The sequence below is a fragment of the Roseovarius sp. MBR-78 genome, from assembly GCF_040547535.1.
Lineage (GTDB): Bacteria > Pseudomonadota > Alphaproteobacteria > Rhodobacterales > Rhodobacteraceae > Roseovarius.
Map to the genome: position 1 here is coordinate 105,289 of NZ_JBEPPX010000010.1, position 21,659 is coordinate 126,947.

Consider the following 21,659-nt stretch of genomic DNA (forward strand, 5'->3'; position numbering starts at 1 on the left):
TTTATCGCGCCCAAAGCGCGCCCTCGCCCATCGCGGCAACGAAGTCTTCATGCGCCGCGCGCTCGGCCTCGGTCAAGCGCGGCGCAAGGGGCCGAGAGCGCGGCTCAGGGCGCCAGTTTGCGGGACTATTCCCGCCTGATTTGACCCGTGTCGCCCCTTGCTCGGCGCTTAATGCAAAGTCCGGCTGCCGCCCGCCGATCAATTCCAGGTAGACCTCGGCAAGGATCTCGGAATCGAGCAGTGCGCCGTGCAATGTGCGCGCCGTATTATCGATACCGAACCGTCGACACAGCGCATCGAGCGAAGCAGGCGCGCCGGGGAATTTCTGTCGCGCCATCGTCAGCGTGTCGATGGACCGGTCCATCGGTAGGGGGGTCAGGTTGCACCAGCCAAGCTCTGCATTGAGGAATTTCATGTCAAACGCCGCGTTATGGATCACCAGCGGCGCATCCTCGATGAATTCGAGAAATCCAGGGCCTATTTCCGCGAAAAGCGGCTTGTCGCGCAAGAATTCCTCGCCCAGCCCATGCACCGCGAACGCCTCTTGCGGCATGTCGCGCGCGGGGTTGATGTATTGGTGCCAAGTGCGCCCCGTGGGCATGTGATTATAAAGCTCAACCGCGCCGATCTCGACGATTCGATGCCCGTCGAACGGCTCCAGCCCGGTGGTTTCGGTGTCCAGAACGATTTCACGCATCATCTGCCCCCTTCCTGATCCTTGCGAGGATCGCGCGCACCTGTGCGCGCGCATGATCCGGCGTGTCGGTCTCGATGACGTAATCCGCGCGCGCGCGTTTTTCCCCATCCGGTACCTGACGGGCCAGAACAGTCTCGAAATCCGCCTCGCTCATCGTGCCCCGTGCCAGCACGCGCGCGCGCTGTTCCTCGGGTGCCACGCTCACCACCGCAACGGCATCAAGATCGCGCTCGCCCCCCGTCTCGTAAAGCAGCGGAATGTCGAGAACCGTCACATCCGCCTCTCGCGCGGCGATGAACGCGGCACGATCCTGTGCCACGAGCGGATGAACGATCGCCTCGATCCGCGCCAGCGCGCCTGTGTCATCCGCGATAATCGCGCGCAGCCGCCCGCGATCCACCGCCCCATCAACCACCGCGTCAGGAAACGCAGCGGCGATCGGGGCCACGGCCGCGCCGCCCCTGGCATAAAGCCGATGAACGGCGGCATCCGCATCCCAGACGGCGCAACCCTCTTCGGCAAAAAGCTGCGCCGTGGTCGATTTCCCCATCCCGATAGAGCCGGTCAGCCCAAGCCGAAAGGTCATCGCAATGCCGCCGCGCGCGTTGCCGCGTCCACCTCCGGCCTTGTGCCGAACCATCTCTCGAACGCCGGCACCGCTTGGTGCAAGAGCATCCCGAGCCCATCGACCGCCACGCAGCCCATCTTTTCCGCCTCGATAAGCAACCGCGTCTGAAGCGGTGCATAGACAAGGTCTGTCACCACCGCCCCCTTGCGCAACCCGTCGAGCGGCACGCGCAACGGCGGCTGGCCGACCATGCCAAGCGTGGTGGTGTTTACCACCGTTTCGGCCTCTTCCAGCATGTTGCCTGCCTGAACCCATTCAACCACCACCACCCGACGGCCGAATTGTTGCTGCAAAGCCTCGGCCCGGACCCGCGTGCGGTTTGACAGCAGGATCTCCGGCACGCCCACATCCAGAAGCGCCGCGATCACCGCCCGCGCCGCGCCGCCGGCCCCAAGCACGGCGGCGGGTCCAGCCTCTGGCGTCCAGCCCGGCGCATTTTGCCGCAAATTTTCGGTAAACCCGTAACCATCGGTATTATCCGCCTGAATCTGCCCATCCTCGCGAAAGACCAGCGTGTTCGCCGCCCCGATCAACGTCGCGCGATCGGTCACCATGTCGGCGATTTCCAACGCCTTTTCCTTGTGCGGCACGGTGATATTTACCCCCCGGAACCCCATCATCGGCAAGGCCCGAAGCACGGATTCAAGATCGGCCTCGGTTACGTCCATCGGGATGTAAAACCCCTGGATCCCCAGCGTCTTGAGCCAATGGGCATGAAGCTGCGGCGAGCGCGAATGCGCGATCGGTGATCCGATTACACCGGCAAGGGGAATACGGTCATGGCTCATCCCGGCAAATCTCCACGCAAGGTCAGGTAGGCCAACAGCTCGAGAAGCGGCAAGCCCAGCACGGTGAAATAATCGCCTTCTATCCGGGAAAACAAGCGCACACCTTCCGCCTCGAGCTTATACGCCCCGACGGATTCGGAAATATCGGGCCAGTTGCGCTCCAGATACCCCTCCAGCCACGCATCGGAAAAGGCCCGCATCGTCAGCCGCGCACGCCCGATATGCCGCCATACCGGCGTGTTTCCCTCGCAAATCACCGCAGCCGACAAAAGCTCATGCGTTGCGCCCCGCATCTGGCGCAATTGCTCGCGCGCCTCACCGACGCTGCCCGGCTTCGACAAAAGCTGCCCCTTGAGGCTCAGCACCTGGTCACAACCCAGAACCAGACGCCCCGGCAGCTTGGCTCCAACGCGTTGCGCCTTCATTTCCGCAAGCGCATCGGCGATGTCACGCGCGGCCGCATTCTCCGCCACGAGCGAATCACGCAGCGTAGTCTCGTCAACGTTTGCGGGCCTGACGACGATCCGCAGCCCCGCATTCTCTAGAAGAGTGCGCCGGATGACAGAGCCGGAGGCGAGAATGAGGCCTGAATCCATGTGGATAACCTGATGACAAAATCGGCGACGGATCAAGCCCGGATGGCTTGTCCGGGAGAACTATCCTCACGGCTGATATTTCGGATGCCCTGCCAACATCTTGTCCGCTCTGGAAAAGGATAGAATCCGCCTGTGGAGAACTTCGCCCCTGTTAGTTATCCACTGACGCGACATAGCTCTCATAAGATGCTATCTTACATATAAATTATTGATCAACATAGGTAAATTTCGTTTCAGAACGATTGTGCCGGATCATTTGCACGCGATATCCACACGATTATCCTTAGTAGATAAAATTGACGATAACCTTGTAATCCACAGGCTGTGCCCTCCCCTACTTCATCATCATTTCTTAAAAATTCTTTATTTTATAAGAAAATGACGCCGAACTGCCTTGGCTTGACGTTGGCCTACACGAAGCCTAAGACAGTGTTGGCTGCCGTCCGGCGGCATCGAATTCCCCTCTCATCCGTTGCTGGCCCTTCCGGGTTTCGGCACCATTCGAGGCCTTTAATGTCTGAAGACCGTGTGAACCTGGCCGAACTCAAGGCACTGACCGCCAAAGACCTGCTCGACATCGCCGAGGATCTCGAGATTGAGAACGCCTCGACCATGCGCAAGGGCGAGATGATGTTTTCGATCCTGAAAGAGCGGGCCGAAGAAGGCTGGACCATTTTTGGCGATGGCGTTCTCGAGGTACTTCAGGACGGGTTCGGTTTCCTTCGCTCGCTCGAGGCCAATTACCTCCCCGGCCCGGATGACATCTATGTGTCACCCGATATGATCCGGCAGTTTTCCTTGCGCACAGGCGATACGATCGAGGGAGAGATTCGGCAGCCCGATGACACGGAGCGATATTTTGCCCTCACATCGGTCACCCAGATCAATTTCCAAGACCCCGAGCAGGCCCGCCACAAGATCGCGTTTGAAAACCTCACGCCGCTTTATCCCGACGAACGGCTCAAGATGGAGGTCGAGGACCCGACGATCAAGGATCGCTCGGCCCGCCTCATTGATCTTGTTGCCCCGATCGGAAAGGGGCAACGCTCGCTGATCGTGGCGCCACCGCGCACGGGCAAGACAGTGCTGTTGCAGAATATCGCCAACAGCATCGCGGTGAACCACCCCGAATGCTATCTCATCGTGCTGCTGATCGACGAGCGGCCCGAGGAGGTAACCGATATGCAGCGGTCCGTCCGCGGCGAGGTTATCAGCTCTACCTTTGACGAGCCGGCAACGCGCCATGTCGCTGTGTCTGATATGGTCATCGAGAAGGCCAAGCGCCTTGTTGAGCATAAGCGCGATGTTGTGATCCTGCTGGATTCGATCACCCGGTTGGGGCGTGCCTTCAACACCGTTGTGCCGTCCTCGGGTAAGGTGTTGACCGGTGGTGTCGACGCCAACGCGCTGCAACGTCCCAAGCGGTTTTTCGGGGCTGCGCGGAATATCGAGGAAGGCGGCTCGTTGACGATCATTGCGACCGCGCTCATCGAGACGGGCAGCCGCATGGACGAGGTGATTTTCGAGGAGTTTAAGGGCACCGGTAACTCCGAGATCGTGCTTGACCGCAAGGTTGCAGACAAACGGGTGTTCCCGGCGATTGACATCCTGAAATCCGGCACGCGTAAGGAAGAGCTTTTGATCGACAAGCTGGAATTGCAGAAGACATTCGTGTTGCGCCGGATTCTCAACCCGATGGGGACAACGGATGCCGTGGAATTCTTGTTGTCGAAGCTCAAGCAGACCAAGACAAATTCCGAGTTTTTCGACTCCATGAATACCTGACGGCGACTATAGTCTCGCGATGGACACTGTATTTGCCCTCTCCACGGTGCCGGGAAAGGCCGGTATCGCAGTGATCCGGGTGTCTGGCCCCGAGGTTCCGGCTACGGCCAGCGTGATATGTGGCGGGCTTCCCGCTCCGCGTGTCGCGAGCCTTCGGGTGCTGACCGATGCGAACGGGGCGCGACTTGACGAGGGGATCGTGCTCTATTTCCCCGAGGGCGCGAGCTTTACCGGGGAGCCTGTGCTCGAATTTCAGACACATGGCAGCCCTGCGGTTATCTCCGCGCTGCTTGCCCGTCTTGGCTCCCTGCCCGGTTTACGGGCGGCCGATCCCGGTGAATTCACACGCCGCGCGCTGTCCGATGGCCGCTTGGATCTGACCCAGGTCGAGGCGCTGGCTGATCTTCTGGAGTCGGAGACCGAGGCGCAGCGGCGCCAAGCGATGCGGGTTTTTTCCGGTGCTTTGGGGGCCACTTGTGACAAGTGGCGGGCGGCGCTTATTCGCGCCTTGGCGCTGCTTGAGGTTACCATTGATTTCGCCGATGAAGACGTGCCCGTTGATGTTTTTCCCGAGGTGCGGAAACTGCTGACAAATGTGTTGGCGAGCGTTGAGGCAGAGATATCGGGGTTCGCGGTTGCCGAACGTATCCGCGTAGGTTTCGAGGTCGCGATCCTTGGGGCGCCGAATGTGGGGAAGTCGACGCTTCTGAACATGCTCGCGGGGCGCGAGGCTGCGATCACATCGGAATATGCCGGGACCACCCGTGATGTAATCGAGGTGCGGATGGATTTGGGCGGCCTGCCCGTGGTCCTTCTTGATACGGCAGGGCTGCGAGAGACGGGCGATGCGGTGGAGTCCATCGGTATCGCCCGCGCCCGCGCCCGCGCCCGCGCGTCGGACCTGCGGATTTTTCTGGGCGATGACCCGGAAATATTCGAGGGCATCTGGCAAGAAGGCGATATAACACTCCGGCCCAAGGCCGATCTTTTGCCTGACATGGTGGATGGCGTCTCGGGGCTCACGGGGCTTGGCGTTGATCGGCTTGTCGCGCGGATTACCGAGTGCCTGAGTTCGCGCGCGCAAGGCGGCGGGCTTGCAATTCGCGCCAGGCACGAATCGGCGATGCGGCGTGCCACCGGGTCGCTTGGCTCTGCCCTGGCGGCGCTCGATGGCGGTGAGGCGCAGTCCGATATCGCGGCGGAAGAGATCCACACGGCTGTGCGCGCTCTTGATTCTCTGGTAGGGCGTATAGATGTGGAGGCGGTGCTTGGAGAAATTTTTGCGAGCTTTTGCCTTGGCAAGTGAGAGGTGTTTCACGTGAAACAATTCGACGTGCTGGTGATTGGTGGCGGTCATGCTGGGGCAGAAGCTGCCCATGCAGCGGCCCGAACGGGAGCACATACCGCACTCATCACCTTGTCTACCGAGGGGATCGGCGTCATGTCTTGTAATCCGGCCGTCGGTGGCCTGGGCAAGGGTCACCTCGTGCGCGAAATAGATGCGCTGGACGGTGTCATGGGATGTGTCGCGGATCGTGCCGGAATTCAGTTCCGGTTGCTCAATCGCCGTAAGGGCCCCGCCGTCCAAGGCCCGCGGGCGCAGGCCGACAGGAAAATCTACCGCACTGAAATGCAACGCATCCTCGCGGCGCAGCGAAGTCTCACGATTATCGAAGGTGAAGCCGCTGATTTCATGATGGCTGGGCGCGCCGTCGCGGGCGTGATCCTTGCCGATGGCAGCGAGATTCCTGCACGGGCCGTCATTCTCACCACGGGCACGTTTCTTCGCGGTGTGATCCATATCGGGGATGTCTCGCGCCCCGGTGGGCGGATGGGTGACCCACCGAGCCTTCGCCTGGCCGAGCGCATTGACAGTTTCGGCCTTCCGCTTGGCCGCCTCAAGACCGGCACCCCGCCGCGGCTTGACGGGCGGAGCATCAACTGGGACGTGCTCGAGGCGCAGCCGCCGGATGACGATCCGGTGATGTTTTCCTTTCTTTCTCGCGCGCCGGTGGCGCGGCAGGTGTCGTGCGGCATCACACATACCAACCCGTCGACCCATGAGATCATTCGGAAGAACCTCGGTCGCTCTGCTATGTATGGCGGCCATATCGAGGGCATCGGCCCGCGTTATTGCCCGTCTATCGAGGACAAGATCGTCCGATTTGCCGATAAGTCTTCGCATCAGATATTCCTCGAACCAGAAAGCCTTTCTGGTTCGGTAATCTACCCGAACGGTATTTCCACTTCGTTACCGCCGGAGGTGCAGGAGGCCTATGTTCGCTCCATTATCGGCCTTGAACGGGCAGATATCCTCCAGCCGGGCTATGCGATTGAATACGATTATGTCGATCCGCGCGCGCTCGATGCGCGGCTTGCGGTCCGGGACGTTCCGGGACTCTTTCTCGCCGGACAGATCAATGGCACCACCGGTTATGAAGAGGCGGCGGCCCAAGGTCTTGTCGCCGGCCTCACCGCGGCCTGTCACGCAAGGGGCGTTCCGCCGGTAACGTTCAGCCGGGCCGACAGCTATATCGGCGTGATGATCGACGATCTCACCACGCGGGGCGTGACCGAGCCCTACCGCATGTTCACCTCGCGGGCCGAGTTTCGCCTGTCGCTGCGCGCCGATAACGCGGATCAGCGGCTGACGCCCCTGGGGATAAAGGCGGGCTGCGTCGGCGAGGCGCGCCAGCGTGTGTTCGAGGACAAGATGGCCCGGCTTGATGCTGCGCGCGCGCGGTTGGATGCTGCCAGCTACACGCCGCGTGATCTCGTTGCGACGGGGATCACGGTTAATCAGGACGGAACCCGGCGAAACGGGATGCAGGTCCTGTCATTTCCTGGGGTCGAGGTGAGGGATCTCATTGCGCTTGATCCTGATCTCGCGTCGATAGATACGGAAATCTCTTCGCAGCTTAAGAGGGACGCGACATACGCCAATTACATCGTCCGGCAGGAACGAGATGTGGACATGTTGCGCCGGGATGAGCGTATTTCCATTCCACCCGACTTTGATTACAGCCCGATCGACGGGCTTTCCAGCGAGCTCAAGGCTAAACTCATCGCCGCCCGCCCCGATAGCCTTGCACAGGCGGCGCGGATCGATGGGATGACACCGGCGGCGCTCGCGGTTATCCTCGTTTGCTTGCGTGGGGGCGGGCGGGCGAAAAGCGCATGAGCCTGCCAGATGTTTCACGTGAAACAAAGGAGCGCCTGAGCCACTACGGCGCGCTCCTTGAAAAATGGAACCCGCGAATCAATCTCGTCTCGCGCGCCTCCCTGTCCGACCTGGCGACGCGGCATTTCGAGGATTCGGCGCAGCTTTATGATCTTGCCGCGCATCCCGTCGATCATTGGGCAGATATCGGCTCCGGTGGCGGGTTTCCCGGCCTTGTCATCGCCATCCTCGCGCGCGAAACTCGCTCCCCTGCTCGCGTCACCCTCGTCGAATCGGATGCACGGAAATCCGCCTTTCTGCGCACGGTGATCCGTGAAACAGACCTCGCTGCCACGGTCGTGACCGCGCGAATCGAAGAGACAGAGCCGCTTGCCGCCGACATCCTCAGTGCCCGCGCGCTGGCCGATCTGCCAACGCTTCTGGGCTTTGCCGCCCGCCATCTTGGCCCTCGGGGCACCGCGCTCTTTCCCAAGGGCGCGACATGGCAACAAGAACTGTCGGACGCGCAAAGCAAGTGGCAATTCTCGCACAGCGTTGATAAAAGCAGGACAGACCCCGCTGCCGTCATCCTGCGCGTCACAGGAGTATCCCGTGCCTGAACCCCGTCCCCTCACCGCCCCCCGCATCATTGCGATCGCCAATCAAAAGGGCGGCGTCGGCAAGACCACGACCACCATCAACCTCGGTGCCGCGCTTGCCGAATCGGGGGCGCGCGTGCTGATCGTCGATCTTGATCCGCAGGGCAACGCCTCCACCGGCCTCGGGATCGAAGCCGATGCGCGCGAGATCACCACCTATGATTTTCTCCTCGACGAGGCGGCGCTTGACGACGCGGTGCAGGCCACCTCGCAGGACCGTCTGTCGATCATCCCCGCCACGGTCGATCTGTCTTCAGCGGATATCGAGCTTCTTGCCAATGAAAAGCGCAGCTTTCTGCTGCATGACGCGCTGCGACAGCCCGCGATGGAGGGGCTTTCGCTCGATTATATCCTGATTGACTGCCCGCCATCGCTCAACCTGCTTACCGTTAACGCGATGGTTGCCGCGCATTCGGTGCTGATCCCGCTTCAGGCCGAGTTCTTCGCGCTCGAAGGTCTGTCGCAGCTCATGCTGACCATCCGCGAGGTGCGCCAGAGCGCGAATTCCGCCCTGCGCATCGAGGGGGTGCTTCTGACGATGGTGGACGGGCGTAACAACCTCTCTGCCCAGGTCGAGGCCGATGCCCGCGAAACGCTGGGTGATCTCGTCTTTGCCACGCGCATTCCCCGCAATGTCAGGGTGAGCGAGGCGCCTTCCTACGCCATGCCGGTCCTGACCTATGATTCCACCTCCAAGGGCGCGCAGGCCTATCGCGACCTCGCCCAAGAGATCGTTCAGCGTCATGCGCGCATCGCGGCTTAACCAGAAGGAAACGAGGCGGTGAGCACCAAAAAAACCCAATCCCGCGGCCTTGGGCGTGGTCTGTCGGCGCTGATGGCCGATGTTCGCGAGACCAGTGAAAGCACGGATACCCAGCGTTCGCAGCCCGATATGCGCCTGCCGGTGGAAAAGGTTCACCCCAACCCCGATCAGCCGCGCCGCCATTTCGACGCCGATGCGCTGGCCGATCTTGCCCGCTCCATCGCGGAAAAGGGCATTATCCAGCCGCTTATCGTCCGCGAAAGCCCGCGCGAACCGGGTGCCTATGAAATCGTCGCCGGCGAGCGCCGCTGGCGCGCCGCGCAGATGGCCAAGCTGCACGAGGTGCCGGTTCTTCTACGCAGCTTTACCGATATCGAGGTGCTCGAGGTCGCGATCATCGAGAATATCCAGCGCGCCGATCTCAACCCGGTCGAAGAGGCCGCAGGCTATAGCCAGTTGATGACGAAATTCGGCCATACCCAGGAAAAACTGGCCGAGGTTCTGGGCAAGAGCCGCAGCCATATCGCCAATGCCGTGCGTCTTCTGAACCTGCCCGAGGATGTGCAGGAGCATCTTCGCCAGGGCCGCCTCTCTGCCGGCCACGCCCGCGCGCTCATCACCGCGCCCGATGCCTCGGCGCTCTCCGCCAAGATCATTCAAAAAGGGCTATCGGTGCGCGAGACGGAAAAGCTCGCCAAGGCCGATCCCACGGCGAAAAAGAGCGCCAAGCGCAGTGAAAAGGCCGAGAAAGACGCCGATACCAGGGCGCTCGAATCGGATCTCTCCGCCGCGCTGTCGATGACCGTTCGGATCGACCACAAGCCGGGGCAAGAGGGTGGCGCGCTCAGCATCCACTACGCCTCGCTCGACGATCTTGATCGGCTGATGGCGCTTCTGAGCGCCTGACCCGCTTCAGGCCAGCAGGTCGCGCAGCACCGCGTTCAGCACGGCGCGCCCCGATTCGGTGGCGCAAAGCCGATTGTCCGCGATCCGCACCATGCCGATCTCTTCAAGATGGGCCAGCCGTCCAGGATCGAGCGGCGCACCGGCGAGCCGCGCGTGGCGATCCATGTCGATCCCCTCGCGCAGCCGCAGCCCCATCAGCAGATATTCAGTGGCCTGCTCCGCAAGGGGCAACGGATCGCGCAGGCTCTCGCCCGATCCCGTCGCCACCGAATCAAGCCATTTTCCTGGCGCGCGCCAGGCCTCGGTGGCATGGCGCTGCCCGTTCAGGGTAAGCCGCCCATGCGCGCCGGGGCCGATCCCGACATAATCGCCATAGCGCCAATAGATCAGGTTATGCCGCGATTCCGCCCCCGGTTTGGCGTGGTTAGAGACCTCATAGCCCTCAAGCCCCGCCGTCCCGCAGATATCCTGCGTCGCCTCATACATATCGGCGGCAAGGTCTTCCTCGGGAAGTCCGCGCAGCTTGCCCGCCGCGTAACGGTCGCCGAATGCCGTGCCGCCCTCGATGGTCAGTTGATAGAGCGACAGGTGATCCACCGCGAGATCAAGCGCGAGCCGCAGTTCTGCCCGCCAATCCACCAGCGTTTGATCCTGTCGCGCGTAAATCAAGTCAAAGCTTGTCCGCGAAAAGAATTTCTGTGCTATTTCATAGGCCTGAATGGCCTCCGCCACGCTATGCCGCCGCCCCAACCGCTGCAAATCCGTGTCGTTCAGCGCCTGAATGCCCAGCGATACCCGGTTCACCCCGGCCTCGGCATAGGCCGCGAACCGCCCCGCCTCCACCGATGTTGGATTGGCTTCCAGTGTCACTTCGAGATCATTGGCCACCGGCCACGCGCGCCGCGCCGCGGCGATCACTTCGGCCACCGTTTCCGGCTCCATCAGGCTCGGTGTGCCACCCCCGAAAAAGATCGAGGTCAGCACGCGATCAGGCACCAAACCGGCGTAAACTGCGATTTCCTTCAGGTAAGCCTCGCGCCAGCGCGCGTGGTCGATCCGTTCGGCCACATGGCTGTTGAAATCGCAATAGGGGCATTTCGCCTGGCAAAATGGCCAATGGACATAGAGGCCAAAGCCCCCCGCCTGCCAATCCTCAGCCAAAGCTGCCGCCGATCATCCTGGCAAAGGCGTCGGCGCGATGGCTGATGCGGTTCTTCTCCCAGCGATCCATTTCGGCAAATGTCACGTCATGCCCCTCGGGCTGAAAGATCGGGTCGTAGCCATGCCCCTCCGCCCCACGCATCGGCCAGACGACGCGGCCCTCTACCTTGCCCTCGAACACCTCGTCATGCCCGTCGGGCCAGGCCAGCACCAACGTGCAGCAAAACCGCGCCGTCCAGGGCTGCGCCGCGCCGCTTTCGCGCAGCCGGTCATGCACCTTTCCCATCGCCATGATGAAATCGCGACCAGAGCCTGTTTCCGCCCAATCCGCCGTATACACCCCCGGCGCGCCGTCCAGCGCATCAACCACGATCCCCGAATCATCCGCCAGCGCCGGAAGCCCGGTGGCCCGCGCCGCCGCGTGCGCCTTGATCCGCGCGTTGCCGATGAACGTGGTCTCGGTCTCTTCCGGCTCGGGCAGCCCCTTTTCGCCCGCGCTCACGACGCTCACGCCAAAGGGCTGCATCAGATGCGCGATCTCCTCCAGCTTGCCGGTGTTATGCGTTGCCACCAAGAGCGTATCGCCTGAAAACTTACGCACCGACCGCCTCGCGCTGCTTTGCCACCAACTCGCCCACGCCCTTCTCGGCCAGATCGAGCAGCGCGGTCATCTCGTCCCGGCTATAGGTCGCGCCCTCGGCGCTCATCTGCACCTCGATCAGCCGACCTGTGCCGGTGAGGATGAAATTGCCGTCAACGCCCGCGGCGCTGTCCTCGGGGTAATCGAGATCGAGCACCGGCTGCCCGGCATAGATCCCGCAAGATACCGCCGCCACCGGATCGACCATCGGATCGCTGAGCACGTCGCCTGCCTTCATCAGCTTGGCCACCGCCAGCCGCAGAGCCACCCATCCCCCGGTGATCGAGGCGCAGCGCGTGCCCCCATCCGCCTGGATCACGTCGCAATCAAGCGTGATCTGCCGCTCGCCCAGCGCCACGCGGTCCACGCCCGCGCGTAACGCCCGCCCGATCAGCCGCTGGATTTCCACCGTGCGCCCGCCCTGCTTGCCTACGGCGGCCTCGCGCCGCATCCGGCTACCCGTCGAGCGCGGCAGCATCCCGTATTCCGCCGTCACCCAGCCAAGTCCCGTGCCCTTGACGAAAGGCGGCACGCGGTCTTCGATGGTTGCCGTGCACAGAACATGGGTATCGCCCATCTTGATAAGGCACGACCCTTCGGCATGTTTCAGAACCCCCGTTTCGATTGAAACAGGCCGCATTTCGCTTAAATCTCTTCCCGAAGGCCGCATCTCTGTCCCCTTGTGATGTTGGCCTCGGCATATATGCGGGCGGCACGCGATGGCAACCCCGATTGACCTTTGCGCCCCAGCGCCTTTAATGCCTGTCTGACAAGGAAACCGCAGCAGATGTCCGAGGACGCTACCAATCTTGCCCAGCTCAACGACCGCTCGCGCGAGGTGTTTCGCCGCGTGGTCGAGGGCTATCTTGCCACCGGTGATCCGGTCGGCTCGCGCACCCTCACCCGCGATTTCAGCGAGAAGGTCAGCGCCGCCACCATCCGCAACGTGATGCAGGATCTCGAATATATGGGGCTTCTCGGCAGCCCGCATATCAGCGCGGGCCGCGTGCCCACCCAGGAGGGGCTGCGCATGTTCGTCGATGGCCTGCTCGAGGTGGGCGGGCTTGAGGCAAGCGACCGCGCGTTGATCGATTCCACCATCGCCAGCAATTCGCGCGACGTGGCGGGCCTGCTCGACAGTATCGGCTCGGCGCTTTCGGGGGTCACGCGCGGGGCGTCGCTGGTGCTTGCGCCCAAGCATGAGGCCCCGATCAAGCATATCGAGTTCGTCAGCCTTGCCCATGATCGCGCGCTGGTGGTGCTGGTCTTTTCCGATGGCCAGGTGGAAAACCGCGTTTTCACCCCACCGCCCGGCCACACCCCAAGCTCGATGCGCGAGGCTGCCAATTTTCTCAACGCACTAGTCGAGGGCAAGACGCTCTCGGACATGCAGCGCCGCATCAGCCGTGAAATCGCCGCAAGGCGGCAGGAAATCGACGCGCTCGCCCATGCCTTTGTCGAAAGTGGCCTCGCCGTCTGGGCCGACGAGGGCGAGCATCACGAACGTCTGATCGTGCGCGGCCGCGCGAATCTGATCGACGCCGATGTTGACGAGGCCGATCTGGAGCGTATCCGCATCCTGTTTGATGATCTCGAACGCAAGCGCGACATCGCCGAATTCCTCGAACGCGCCGACGAGGGCGAGGGCGTGCGCATTTTTATCGGCTCGGAGAACAAACTTTTCTCACTTTCGGGTTCCTCTTTGGTCGTCTCTCCATATATGAACGCTGACCGTAAGATCATCGGCGCGGTGGGCGTTATCGGCCCCACGCGCCTCAACTATGGGCGGATCGTGCCGATCGTGGACTACACGGCACAGCTCGTGGGAAGGCTGATCTCCGACCGGAGTGAGAGGTAAGACATGGCAGAGCCAAAAGAACAGGGTTTCCTCGACGATATCGAAGAGGCCGCCGCCGAAGAACAGGCCGCGATGGAGGCGGAAATTTCGCCCCAGGAAGACGAGATCGCCACCTTGCGCGCCGAGCGTGACAAGCTTCAGGACAAGTTCATGCGCGCGCTCGCCGATGCCGAGAATGCGCGCAAACGCTCCGACAAGGACCGCCGCGAGGCCGAGAATTACGGCGGCTCACGGCTCGCGCGCGACATGCTCCCGGTGCATGACAACCTCAAGCGCGCGCTCGACACCCTCACCGAGGAACAGCGCGCCGGTGCCGCCGCCCTTTTCGAGGGGATCGAGCTCACGCTGCGCGAATTGCGCAACGTGTTTGCCAAGCACGGCATCACCGTGATCGACCCGCAGATCGGCGACCGTTTCGATCCGCAAATTCACGAAGCGATGTTCGAAGCCCCCCTTCCCGGCACCCGCGCCGGAGAGATTATCCAGGTTTCGGCGCAGGGCTTCATGCTGCACGATCGCATCCTGCGCCCCGCGCAGGTCGGCGTATCGTCGAACCGCGAGTAAGGTCACGGGCGGGGGTCACCCCGCCCCGTCAACCAGCCCTTTCAATTCATAGATCAAATCCAGCGCCTCGCGCGGGCTGAGCGTATCGGGCATCACCTCGGCCAGCCGCTTTTCCACGCCTGAATCCGCCCGTATCACCGGCGCAGGCGCGGGCGTCGCGGCGAAAAGCGGCAGATCGTCGATCAGCGCCGTTCGCGCCGCGCCGCCCTCGCGCTCTCCCTGCTCCAGCGCGTCGAGCACCACCCGCGCCCGCGCCACCACCGCCTCGGGCAGCCCCGCCAGCCGCGCCACCTGCACACCATAGCTGCGATCCGCCGCACCGCGCCGCACCTCGTGCAGGAAAATCACCTCGCCATCATGCTCTTTCACGCTGACCGTGGCATTGGCCACCCGCGCCAGCCGCTCGCTCAGCCGCGTCATCTCGTGGTAATGCGTGGCGAAAAGCGCGCGACAGCCGTTCACATCGTGCAGATGCTCCATCACCGCCCAGGCGATGCTCAGGCCATCATAGGTCGCCGTCCCGCGCCCGATCTCGTCGAGGATCACCAGCGCATGGGCGTCCGCCTGGTTGAGGATCGCCGCCGTCTCGACCATCTCCACCATGAAGGTCGAGCGCCCTCGCGCCAGGTCGTCCGAGGCCCCAACCCGGCTGAAAAGCTGGCTCACTAGCCCGATATGCGCCGCCCGCGCCGGCACATGGCTGCCCATCTGCGCCAGGAGCGCGATCAACGCGTTTTGCCGCAGAAAGGTCGATTTACCGGCCATGTTCGGCCCTGTCAGCAGCCATATATCGCTCTCGCCGCCAAGGTCGCAGTCATTGGCGATGAACGGCCCGCCACCCTCGGCGCGCAAAGCACGCTCCACCACCGGGTGCCGCCCGCCCTCGATATGCAGCGCGCGGCTCTCGTCCACCCGTGGCGCGCACCAGTTCTCTTGCGCCGCGATTTCGGCGAGCGCCGCCGCCAGATCAATTTCGGCCAGCCCCCTTGCTGCCTCGCCACGCCGGTCGGCCTGTGACAGAATATCCGTTTTCAGGGCATCATAGACCCGCTTTTCGATCTCTATCGCCCGCCCGCCCGCGTTCAGGATGCGGCTCTCCATCTCGCTCAACTCGATGGTGGTAAAGCGGAGCTGATTGGCCGTGGTCTGCCGGTGCTTAAAGGTTTTGTTCAGCGGCGCGGCGAGCATTTTTTCGGCATGGGTCGCCGTCACCTCGATGAAATAGCCCAGCACGTTGTTATGCTTGATCTTGAGCGACGCGATTCCGCTCTGCCGGATATATTCCCCCTGCATCCCGGCAATCACCCCGCGCCCCTCGTCGCGCAACCGCCGCGCCTCGTCGAGATCGGCATCATACCCTGCGGCGACAAAGCCGCCATCGCGCACCAAGAGCGGCGGCTCGGCGACAAGCGCCTGATCCAGCAGATCGCGCAACGCCTCGTGCCCTTGCAGCCCTGCCACCGCAGCGCGCAGCCGCTCGGGCAGATCCAGCCCGTCAAGCCGCCCCGCGATCTCGCCTGCCTGCGCCAGCGCGGTGCGCACCGCCGCCAGATCGCGCGGCCCGCCCCGGTCGATCCCCAGTCGCGACAGCGCGCGATCCAGGTCCGGCACTCGCCGCAGCGCCTCGCGCAAATCGTTGCGTAATCGAGACTGTTCCACCATAAAACCCACGCAATCAAGCCGCGCCTGCACCTCTGTCAGATCACGGCTCGGGCTTGACAGTCGCCGCTCCAACAGCCGCCCGCCGCCCGCCGTGACCGTTCGGTCGATAGTGGCCAAAAGCGATCCGGCCCGCCGCCCATCGAGCGCGTGGGTCAGTTCCAGGTTGCGCCGCGTCGCGGCGTCGATCTGCATCGCCGAGCCCTGCGCCTCGCGCACGGGCACCCGCAACAGCGGCAGCTTGCCGCGTTGGGTGATTTCCAGCCATTCGACGATGGCCCCCATCGCCGCCACTTCCGCCCGTCCGAACGCGCCATAGGCCTCCAGCGTGCCAACGCCATAAAGCGCGCAAAGCCGCGCCTCCGCCCCGGTGCTGTCAAACGCGGCCGCGCCCAGCGTCGTCAGCGCCCCCCCGGATTCAGAGACTGTTTCGGCCAGATCGCCCTCATGCCCCTGCATCACCACCACTTCGCGCGGCCCCAGCCGCGCCAGTTCCGCCGCCAGCCGTCCGCGCGCAACCGCCATGACGTGAAACGCGCCGGTGGAGATATCGACCCAAGACAGCGCCCCCTCGCCCCGCACCTCGGCAAAGGCCGCAAGGAAATTGTGCCGCCGCGCATCGAGCAGGCTCTCCTCGGTCAGCGTGCCGGGGGTCACGAGCCGCACCACCTCGCGCCGCACCACCGATTTCGAGCCGCGTTTCTTCGCCTCTGCCGGGTCTTCCATCTGCTCGGCGATGGCCACCCGAAAGCCCTTGCGGATGAGCGCCAGGAGGTAGCCCTCGGCGGAATGCACCGGCACCCCGCACATGGCGATATCCTCGCCCAGATGCTTGCCCCGCTTGGTCAGCGCGATATCGAGCGCCTCGGCGGCGGCCACCGCATCGTCGAAAAACAGCTCGTAGAAATCCCCCATCCGGTAGAACAGGAGCGCATCTGCGTGCTCTGCCTTGATCTCCAGATATTGCGCCATCATCGGCGTGACGGTCGATCCGGTCTCGCTCACTGCGGCCCTCCTTATCGCTGGGCGGACCTTATAAATCCTCCCGCTCCGGCGAAACCCCAAACCGCGTGCCTGTTGTCCCCCGGCGCAACCGCCGCTATGCAGGCCGGTATCCCATTGCACGGTGGCCCAGATGACAAACCCCAAATACACCCGCGAAGAGGCGCTTGCCTTTCACCTCGAGCCGACGCCCGGCAAGTTCGAGATCACGGCCACCGTGCCGATGACCACGCAGCGCGACCTCAGCCTTGCCTATTCCCCCGGTGTCGCCGTGCCTTGCGAGGAGATCGCGGCCAACCCGGAACTGGCCTATGACTATACCAACAAGGGCAACCTCGTCGCTGTCATCTCCAACGGCACCGCCGTTCTTGGCCTCGGCAATCTCGGCGCGCTGGGCGGCAAGCCGGTGATGGAGGGCAAGGCCGTGCTCTTCAAACGTTTCGCCGATGTCAATTCCATCGACATCGAGCTTGATACCGAGGACCCGGACGAATTCATCAACGCCGTGCGCCTGATGGGGCCGACCTTTGGCGGCATCAACCTCGAGGACATCAAGGCCCCCGAATGCTTCATCATCGAAAGCCGCCTCAAGGAGGTGATGGATATTCCCGTCTTCCACGACGATCAGCACGGCACCGCCGTGATCTGCGCCGCCGGTCTCATCAACGCGCTGCACCTGTCGGGGAAAAAGATCGAGGATGTGCGCATTGTTCTCAACGGTGCGGGGGCGGCGGGGATCGCCTGTCTCGAATTGCTGAAATACATGGGTGCCCGCAACGAAAATTGCCTGATGTGCGATACCAAGGGCGTGATTTACCAGGGCCGCACCGAGGGCATGAACCAGTGGAAATCCGCCCACGCGGTCAAGACCGACCTGCGCACGCTGGAAGAGGCGATGAAAGGTGCCGATGTGTTCCTCGGCGTGTCGGCCAAGGGCGCGGTGACGCCCGAGATGGTCGCAGGCATGGCCGATAACCCGGTGATCTTTGCGATGGCCAACCCCGATCCCGAGATCACCCCCGAAGCAGCCCACGCCGTGCGCCCCGATGCCATCGTCGCCACCGGGCGCTCGGATTATCCCAATCAGGTCAACAACGTGCTGGGCTTTCCCTATCTCTTTCGCGGCGCGCTTGATGTCCATGCCCGCGCGATCAACGACGAGATGAAGATCGCCTGCGCCGAGGCGCTGGCACGGCTCGCGCGCGAGGATGTGCCCGACGAGGTGGCGATGGCCTATGGCCGCAAGCTCACCTTCGGGCGCGATTACATCATCCCCACGCCGTTTGATCCGCGCCTGATCCACGTCATTCCGCCCGCCGTGGCGCGCGCGGGCATGGCGACGGGGGCCGCCCGCCGCCCCATCATCGACATGGACGCCTACGAGCTGTCGCTCAAATCGCGGATGGACCCGACCGCCAGCATCCTGCGCGGGATCAACGCACGAGCGCGTCGCGCGCAGGCCCGCATGATCTTTGCCGAGGGCGATGATGTGCGCGTGCTGCGCGCCGCCGTGCAATATCAGCGCACCGGCCTCGGCAAGGCGCTCGTGGTCGGGCGCGACGAGGATATAAAGGCCAAGCTCGACGCCATCGGCCTGGCCGACGCGGTGCGCGAGCTCGAGGTCGTCAACGCCGCCAAGACCGACCGGCTGGAGGACTACAAGGCGTTCCTCTATGGCCGCCTGCAACGCAAGGGGTTCGACCGGCAGGATATCCACCGCCTCGCCGCGCGCGACCGGCACGTCTTCGCCGCGCTGATGCTGGCGCATGGGCATGGCGACGCGCTGGTGACCGGGGCCACCCGCAAATCCGCGCATATCCTTGAGCGGATCAACCACGTCTTTGACGCCGATGCCGCGCATGGCGCGGTGGGGGTGACGGCGCTCTTGCACAAGGGGCGGATCGTGCTCATCGCCGATACGCTGGTGCATGAATGGCCCGACGAGGAGGACCTTGCCACCATTGCCACCCGTGGTGCCGACGTGGCGCGCCATCTCGGTCTCGATCCGCGCGTCGCCTTTGTCAGCTTCTCCACCTTTGGCTACCCGCATTCCGAGCGTGCCGAAAAGATGCACCGCGCGCCGAGGGTGCTGGAGCGGCGCGGCGTCGATTTCGAATTCGAGGGCGAAATGACCGTCGATGTCGCCCTCAACCCCCGCGCGCAGGAAACCTACCCGTTCCAGCGCCTCACCGGCCCCGCCAACGTGCTCGTCGTGCCCGCCCGCCATTCGGCCTCGATCTCGGTCAAGCTGATGCAGGAAATGGCCGGGGCCACGGTGATCGGGCCGATCCTGTCGGGCGTCGATGCCTCGATCCAGATATGTTCGTCGAATTTCACCTCCAACGACATCCTCAACATGGCGGTGCTGGCGGCGTGCAAGGTGGGCTGAGCATTCGGGCCAAGATGGCGCGGCTCACGACCCCCCGGCAAAGGGCGCAGCCTGCCCCCAAAGTGCCCTCACCCGCGCATCGCGCCCGCAGGCCTCGCGGTAGAGCTTGTAGGCGCTGGCCTTGGTCCGTGGCCCGAACCGGGTGAGCACGATGGCACCGCTCTTGTGGTAATCCTGGTGATACGCCTCCGCCGGCCAGAACCGATCGAGCGGGCGCACCGGCGTGACCACGGCTTGCCCCAGCGCGTTGGCGGCCTCGGCAAGCGCCGCCTCCGCAACCACCTTTTCCGCCGGATCAGAGACGAATATCGCCGTGCTGTAGCTCTCTCCGCGGTCGCAGAATTGCCCGCCTGCGTCGGTCGGGTCGATCGAGCGCAGGAACAGGTGCAAAAGCTCCGCCCGGCTCACCTGACCGGGATCGAACCGGATGCGCACCGCCTCCAGATGCCCGGTGCCGCCGCGCGATACCTGCTTGTAACTTGGATTTTCCACCGTGCCCCCGGCAAAGCCCGATTCGGCCCCGATCACGCCGCGCACCTTCTCGAAATCCGCCTCGACGCACCAGAAACAACCCCCCGCGACCACCAGTTCCCTCGCCTCTGCCGCCGCGCTGCGCTGTCCCTGAAGGCACAGCGCCGCCGCGATCAAGAGCGCCAGCATTGCCGCCTTTATCTCTCGCAAGCCAATGGTCATGTCGCACCCCCTGTCACGGTTCCCATGTGTCACCTTAAAGTCGGGACTGGATCACAGCGAAGCGACAAACGCGTGACCTCACGCCCTGGTGAGCGCGGATTGCCGCTTGGCCCGGCCCATGCGCCCCGCTAGGCTCGGGCGAACAAGGGGAGCCGCGATGACCGATCACCAAACCACCCACGCCGCGCAGGAGGATGCGCGCAACGAAACCATCCTGATCTGGCTCAATGGCCGGATCGTGCCGCGCGCCGAGGCGCTTGTCAGCGTCTATGACAGCGGATTCATGCTCGGTGACGGGGTGTGGGAGGGGCTGCGGCTCTACAATGGCAAATGGGCCTTTGTCGATGAGCATTTGAGCCGCCTTTTCGAGGCCGCCCGCGCCATCGACCTCGATATCGGACTGACGCAGGAAGAGGTATTTCAGGCCATAACAGACACACAAACCGCCAATGGCATGACCACCGATGCCCATGCCCGCCTGATGGTCACGCGCGGGGTCAAGACGCGCCCCTTTCAGCACCCGTCGCTGTCGCGTCAGGGGCCGACCGTGGCCATCATCATGGAGCATTCCCGCCCCGCCATCGCCCGTCCGATCCGCCTTGCCACCGTGCCGCATATCCGGGGCCTGCCGATGACGCAGGACCCCAAGCTCAATTCGCATTCCAAGCTCAACTGCATCCTCGCCTGCATCGCCGCCGAAAAGGCCGGGGCCGACGAGGCGCTGATGCTCGATATTCACGGCTTCGTGAACACCACCAATGCCTGCAACTTCTTCATCGTCCGCAAGGGCGAAGTCTGGACCTCGACGGGTGACTACTGCATGAACGGTATCACTCGCCAAAAGGTGATCGACCTCTGCCGCGAGGATGGCATCCCCGTGCATGAGAAAAATTTCTCGCTGGTCGAGACTTACGGTGCCGACGAGGCCTTTCTTACCGGCACGTTCGGGGCACAGACCCCGGTGGGAGAGATCGACGGTCGCGTGATCGGCGATGGCGGCCAAGGTCCGGTCACGACCCGGATACAGCACCTCTACAAGGCTCTGATCCAGCGCGAAACCACCTAGACCGGGCGCAACAGCATCGCCTTTTCCCGCGCCGCGACCACGCCCTTGAGGCCCCCCGGCACCTCTGCATCCTCCAACACCTCGATCCGGTAGCGCGCGCCGTGACAGTGCGCTACCTCGGCCTCGTCCACCGAGAATGGCGGCCCGTCCATCGCCGACTGATCGTATTCGAACGTCACCAGAAGCTGCGGCGCAGCGCCCGTCAGCGCGGCGAGATGCGCCGCGTAGCGCGCCCGCATCTCAGACGGCAGCGCCACCAGCGCCGCGCGGTCATAGATCGCATCGACCGGGCCAAGCGTCGCGGCCTCCAGATCGAAAATATCCCCGGCAAAAACCTCGATCCCGCCGCCTGAATAGAGCGTCAAATGACCCTTTTCAGCGATAACAGGCTCTGTTTCCAGCGCCTCGAACAACCCACGTACCGCCAGCTCGCTCAGTTCCGCCCCCACGACCCGATAGCCCTGCGCGGCAAGCCAGGGCAGATCGACCGCCTTGCCGCACAGCGGCACAAGGATACGCGCCCCCGGATCAAGCCCGAGCGCGCCGATATGCGCCTCCAGCATCCGGTTCACCCGCCCCTCGTGAAACCCGAGCCGCCCCTCTTGCCACCTGTCATGCCAGAATTGCGCGTCCATCGCCCCTGCC

At 63.5% G+C, this 21,659-nt stretch carries 20 protein-coding genes; 10 read left to right on the forward strand and 10 right to left on the reverse strand.

What is annotated here, in order from left to right; genetic code table 11:
- Position 1: 1 nt before the first annotated feature.
- From dnaQ to ABIE58_RS10365, 4 genes are read right to left on the reverse strand one after another with little or no spacing between them, the layout of a single operon-like run.
- Complete coding sequence (gene dnaQ, locus ABIE58_RS10350) at positions 2 to 697, reverse strand: DNA polymerase III subunit epsilon (protein ID WP_354544667.1); 696 nt, start codon at positions 695 to 697, stop codon at positions 2 to 4.
- Complete coding sequence (gene coaE, locus ABIE58_RS10355) at positions 690 to 1,283, reverse strand: dephospho-CoA kinase (protein ID WP_354544631.1); 594 nt, start codon at positions 1,281 to 1,283, stop codon at positions 690 to 692. Before coaE ends, dnaQ begins: the two co-directional genes overlap by 8 nt.
- On the reverse strand, positions 1,280 to 2,113 hold the full coding sequence (locus ABIE58_RS10360; protein ID WP_354544632.1) for a shikimate dehydrogenase: 834 nt from the start codon (positions 2,111 to 2,113) through the stop codon (positions 1,280 to 1,282). Before ABIE58_RS10360 ends, coaE begins: the two co-directional genes overlap by 4 nt.
- Positions 2,110 to 2,709, reverse strand: a complete 600-nt coding sequence (locus ABIE58_RS10365; RefSeq protein ID WP_354544633.1) for a Maf family protein — start codon at positions 2,707 to 2,709, stop codon at positions 2,110 to 2,112. Before ABIE58_RS10365 ends, ABIE58_RS10360 begins: the two co-directional genes overlap by 4 nt.
- A gap of 513 nt (positions 2,710 to 3,222) precedes the next feature.
- Between ABIE58_RS10365 and rho the strand changes: the two genes are divergently transcribed.
- Genes rho through ABIE58_RS10395 form a run of 6 tightly spaced genes read left to right on the forward strand, consistent with a single transcriptional unit; the run spans position 3,223 to position 9,982 of the window.
- A complete protein-coding gene (gene rho, locus ABIE58_RS10370) occupies positions 3,223 to 4,494 on the forward strand; it encodes a transcription termination factor Rho (protein ID WP_354544634.1) in 1,272 nt (423 codons plus the stop codon).
- A gap of 19 nt (positions 4,495 to 4,513) precedes the next feature.
- Positions 4,514 to 5,800, forward strand: a complete 1,287-nt coding sequence (gene mnmE / locus ABIE58_RS10375; RefSeq protein WP_354544635.1) for a tRNA uridine-5-carboxymethylaminomethyl(34) synthesis GTPase MnmE — start codon at positions 4,514 to 4,516, stop codon at positions 5,798 to 5,800.
- 3 nt (positions 5,801 to 5,803) lie between these two features.
- Positions 5,804 to 7,675 (forward strand): tRNA uridine-5-carboxymethylaminomethyl(34) synthesis enzyme MnmG, encoded by a 1,872-nt coding sequence (mnmG, locus tag ABIE58_RS10380; RefSeq protein WP_354544636.1) that lies wholly within the window; start codon positions 5,804 to 5,806, stop codon positions 7,673 to 7,675.
- Complete coding sequence (rsmG, locus tag ABIE58_RS10385; RefSeq protein ID WP_354544637.1) at positions 7,672 to 8,274, forward strand: 16S rRNA (guanine(527)-N(7))-methyltransferase RsmG; 603 nt, start codon at positions 7,672 to 7,674, stop codon at positions 8,272 to 8,274. The genes mnmG and rsmG overlap by 4 nt, the downstream gene beginning before the upstream one ends.
- Complete coding sequence (locus tag ABIE58_RS10390) at positions 8,267 to 9,076, forward strand: ParA family protein (RefSeq protein ID WP_354544638.1); 810 nt, start codon at positions 8,267 to 8,269, stop codon at positions 9,074 to 9,076. Before rsmG ends, ABIE58_RS10390 begins: the two co-directional genes overlap by 8 nt.
- A gap of 18 nt (positions 9,077 to 9,094) precedes the next feature.
- Positions 9,095 to 9,982 carry a ParB/RepB/Spo0J family partition protein gene (locus ABIE58_RS10395; protein ID WP_354544639.1) on the forward strand — a complete coding sequence of 296 codons (888 nt, stop codon included), beginning with the start codon at positions 9,095 to 9,097 and terminating at the stop codon, positions 9,980 to 9,982.
- 6 nt (positions 9,983 to 9,988) lie between these two features.
- Here the strand turns inward: ABIE58_RS10395 and hemW are convergent, their stop codons facing one another.
- The 3 genes from hemW to rph are packed head-to-tail and all read right to left on the reverse strand — an operon-like array spanning position 9,989 to position 12,453.
- Positions 9,989 to 11,143: a radical SAM family heme chaperone HemW gene (gene hemW / locus ABIE58_RS10400; RefSeq protein WP_354544640.1), complete on the reverse strand. Its 1,155-nt coding sequence runs from the start codon at positions 11,141 to 11,143 to the stop codon at positions 9,989 to 9,991.
- On the reverse strand, positions 11,136 to 11,744 hold the full coding sequence (gene rdgB, locus ABIE58_RS10405; protein WP_354544641.1) for an RdgB/HAM1 family non-canonical purine NTP pyrophosphatase: 609 nt from the start codon (positions 11,742 to 11,744) through the stop codon (positions 11,136 to 11,138). The genes hemW and rdgB overlap by 8 nt, the downstream gene beginning before the upstream one ends.
- The gene (gene rph / locus ABIE58_RS10410; RefSeq protein ID WP_354544642.1) at positions 11,737 to 12,453 is read right to left on the reverse strand and encodes a ribonuclease PH; all 717 of its coding nucleotides are present in this window, start codon (positions 12,451 to 12,453) and stop codon (positions 11,737 to 11,739) included. The genes rdgB and rph overlap by 8 nt, the downstream gene beginning before the upstream one ends.
- 117 nt (positions 12,454 to 12,570) lie before the next feature.
- Between rph and hrcA the strand changes: the two genes are divergently transcribed.
- Together hrcA and ABIE58_RS10420 are read left to right on the forward strand one after the other, a co-directional pair.
- Positions 12,571 to 13,641 carry a heat-inducible transcriptional repressor HrcA gene (gene hrcA / locus ABIE58_RS10415; protein WP_354544643.1) on the forward strand — a complete coding sequence of 357 codons (1,071 nt, stop codon included), beginning with the start codon at positions 12,571 to 12,573 and terminating at the stop codon, positions 13,639 to 13,641.
- A 3-nt stretch (positions 13,642 to 13,644) separates the two neighbouring features.
- The gene (locus ABIE58_RS10420) at positions 13,645 to 14,205 is read left to right on the forward strand and encodes a nucleotide exchange factor GrpE (protein WP_354544644.1); all 561 of its coding nucleotides are present in this window, start codon (positions 13,645 to 13,647) and stop codon (positions 14,203 to 14,205) included.
- Between the two features lie 15 nt (positions 14,206 to 14,220).
- Here ABIE58_RS10420 and mutS read toward each other — a convergent pair whose 3' ends face one another.
- A complete protein-coding gene (gene mutS / locus ABIE58_RS10425; RefSeq protein WP_354544668.1) occupies positions 14,221 to 16,839 on the reverse strand; it encodes a DNA mismatch repair protein MutS in 2,619 nt (872 codons plus the stop codon).
- Between the two features lie 160 nt (positions 16,840 to 16,999).
- Here mutS and ABIE58_RS10430 point away from each other — a divergent pair, with 160 nt between their 5' ends.
- Positions 17,000 to 19,255 (forward strand): NADP-dependent malic enzyme, encoded by a 2,256-nt coding sequence (locus ABIE58_RS10430; protein WP_354544645.1) that lies wholly within the window; start codon positions 17,000 to 17,002, stop codon positions 19,253 to 19,255.
- A gap of 24 nt (positions 19,256 to 19,279) precedes the next feature.
- Here the strand turns inward: ABIE58_RS10430 and msrA are convergent, their stop codons facing one another.
- Positions 19,280 to 19,948 carry a peptide-methionine (S)-S-oxide reductase MsrA gene (msrA, locus tag ABIE58_RS10435; protein ID WP_354544646.1) on the reverse strand — a complete coding sequence of 223 codons (669 nt, stop codon included), beginning with the start codon at positions 19,946 to 19,948 and terminating at the stop codon, positions 19,280 to 19,282.
- Between the two features lie 157 nt (positions 19,949 to 20,105).
- Between msrA and ABIE58_RS10440 the strand changes: the two genes are divergently transcribed.
- The gene (locus ABIE58_RS10440) at positions 20,106 to 21,014 is read left to right on the forward strand and encodes a D-amino acid aminotransferase (RefSeq protein WP_354544647.1); all 909 of its coding nucleotides are present in this window, start codon (positions 20,106 to 20,108) and stop codon (positions 21,012 to 21,014) included.
- Here the strand turns inward: ABIE58_RS10440 and tmpT are convergent.
- On the reverse strand, positions 21,011 to 21,649 hold the full coding sequence (gene tmpT, locus ABIE58_RS10445) for a thiopurine S-methyltransferase (RefSeq protein ID WP_354544648.1): 639 nt from the start codon (positions 21,647 to 21,649) through the stop codon (positions 21,011 to 21,013). The genes ABIE58_RS10440 and tmpT overlap by 4 nt on opposite strands.
- Positions 21,650 to 21,659: the final 10 nt, after the last annotated feature.

What these genes read in the sequence shown, in the direction of transcription:
- dnaQ (WP_354544667.1), bottom strand. Translation starts at nt 697, where the DNA reads ATGCGTGAAATCGTTCTGGACACCGAAACCACCGGGCTGGAGCCGTTC.
- coaE (WP_354544631.1), bottom strand. Translation starts at nt 1,283, where the DNA reads ATGACCTTTCGGCTTGGGCTGACCGGCTCTATCGGGATGGGGAAATCG.
- ABIE58_RS10360 (WP_354544632.1), bottom strand. Translation starts at nt 2,113, where the DNA reads ATGAGCCATGACCGTATTCCCCTTGCCGGTGTAATCGGATCACCGATC.
- ABIE58_RS10365 (WP_354544633.1), bottom strand. Translation starts at nt 2,709, where the DNA reads ATGGATTCAGGCCTCATTCTCGCCTCCGGCTCTGTCATCCGGCGCACT.
- rho (WP_354544634.1), top strand. Translation starts at nt 3,223, where the DNA reads ATGTCTGAAGACCGTGTGAACCTGGCCGAACTCAAGGCACTGACCGCC.
- mnmE (WP_354544635.1), top strand. Translation starts at nt 4,514, where the DNA reads ATGGACACTGTATTTGCCCTCTCCACGGTGCCGGGAAAGGCCGGTATC.
- rsmG (WP_354544637.1), top strand. Translation starts at nt 7,672, where the DNA reads ATGAGCCTGCCAGATGTTTCACGTGAAACAAAGGAGCGCCTGAGCCAC.
- rph (WP_354544642.1), bottom strand. Translation starts at nt 12,453, where the DNA reads ATGCGGCCTTCGGGAAGAGATTTAAGCGAAATGCGGCCTGTTTCAATC.
- hrcA (WP_354544643.1), top strand. Translation starts at nt 12,571, where the DNA reads ATGTCCGAGGACGCTACCAATCTTGCCCAGCTCAACGACCGCTCGCGC.
- ABIE58_RS10420 (WP_354544644.1), top strand. Translation starts at nt 13,645, where the DNA reads ATGGCAGAGCCAAAAGAACAGGGTTTCCTCGACGATATCGAAGAGGCC.
- mutS (WP_354544668.1), bottom strand. Translation starts at nt 16,839, where the DNA reads ATGATGGCGCAATATCTGGAGATCAAGGCAGAGCACGCAGATGCGCTC.
- ABIE58_RS10430 (WP_354544645.1), top strand. Translation starts at nt 17,000, where the DNA reads ATGACAAACCCCAAATACACCCGCGAAGAGGCGCTTGCCTTTCACCTC.
- msrA (WP_354544646.1), bottom strand. Translation starts at nt 19,948, where the DNA reads ATGACCATTGGCTTGCGAGAGATAAAGGCGGCAATGCTGGCGCTCTTG.
- ABIE58_RS10440 (WP_354544647.1), top strand. Translation starts at nt 20,106, where the DNA reads ATGACCGATCACCAAACCACCCACGCCGCGCAGGAGGATGCGCGCAAC.
- tmpT (WP_354544648.1), bottom strand. Translation starts at nt 21,649, where the DNA reads ATGGACGCGCAATTCTGGCATGACAGGTGGCAAGAGGGGCGGCTCGGG.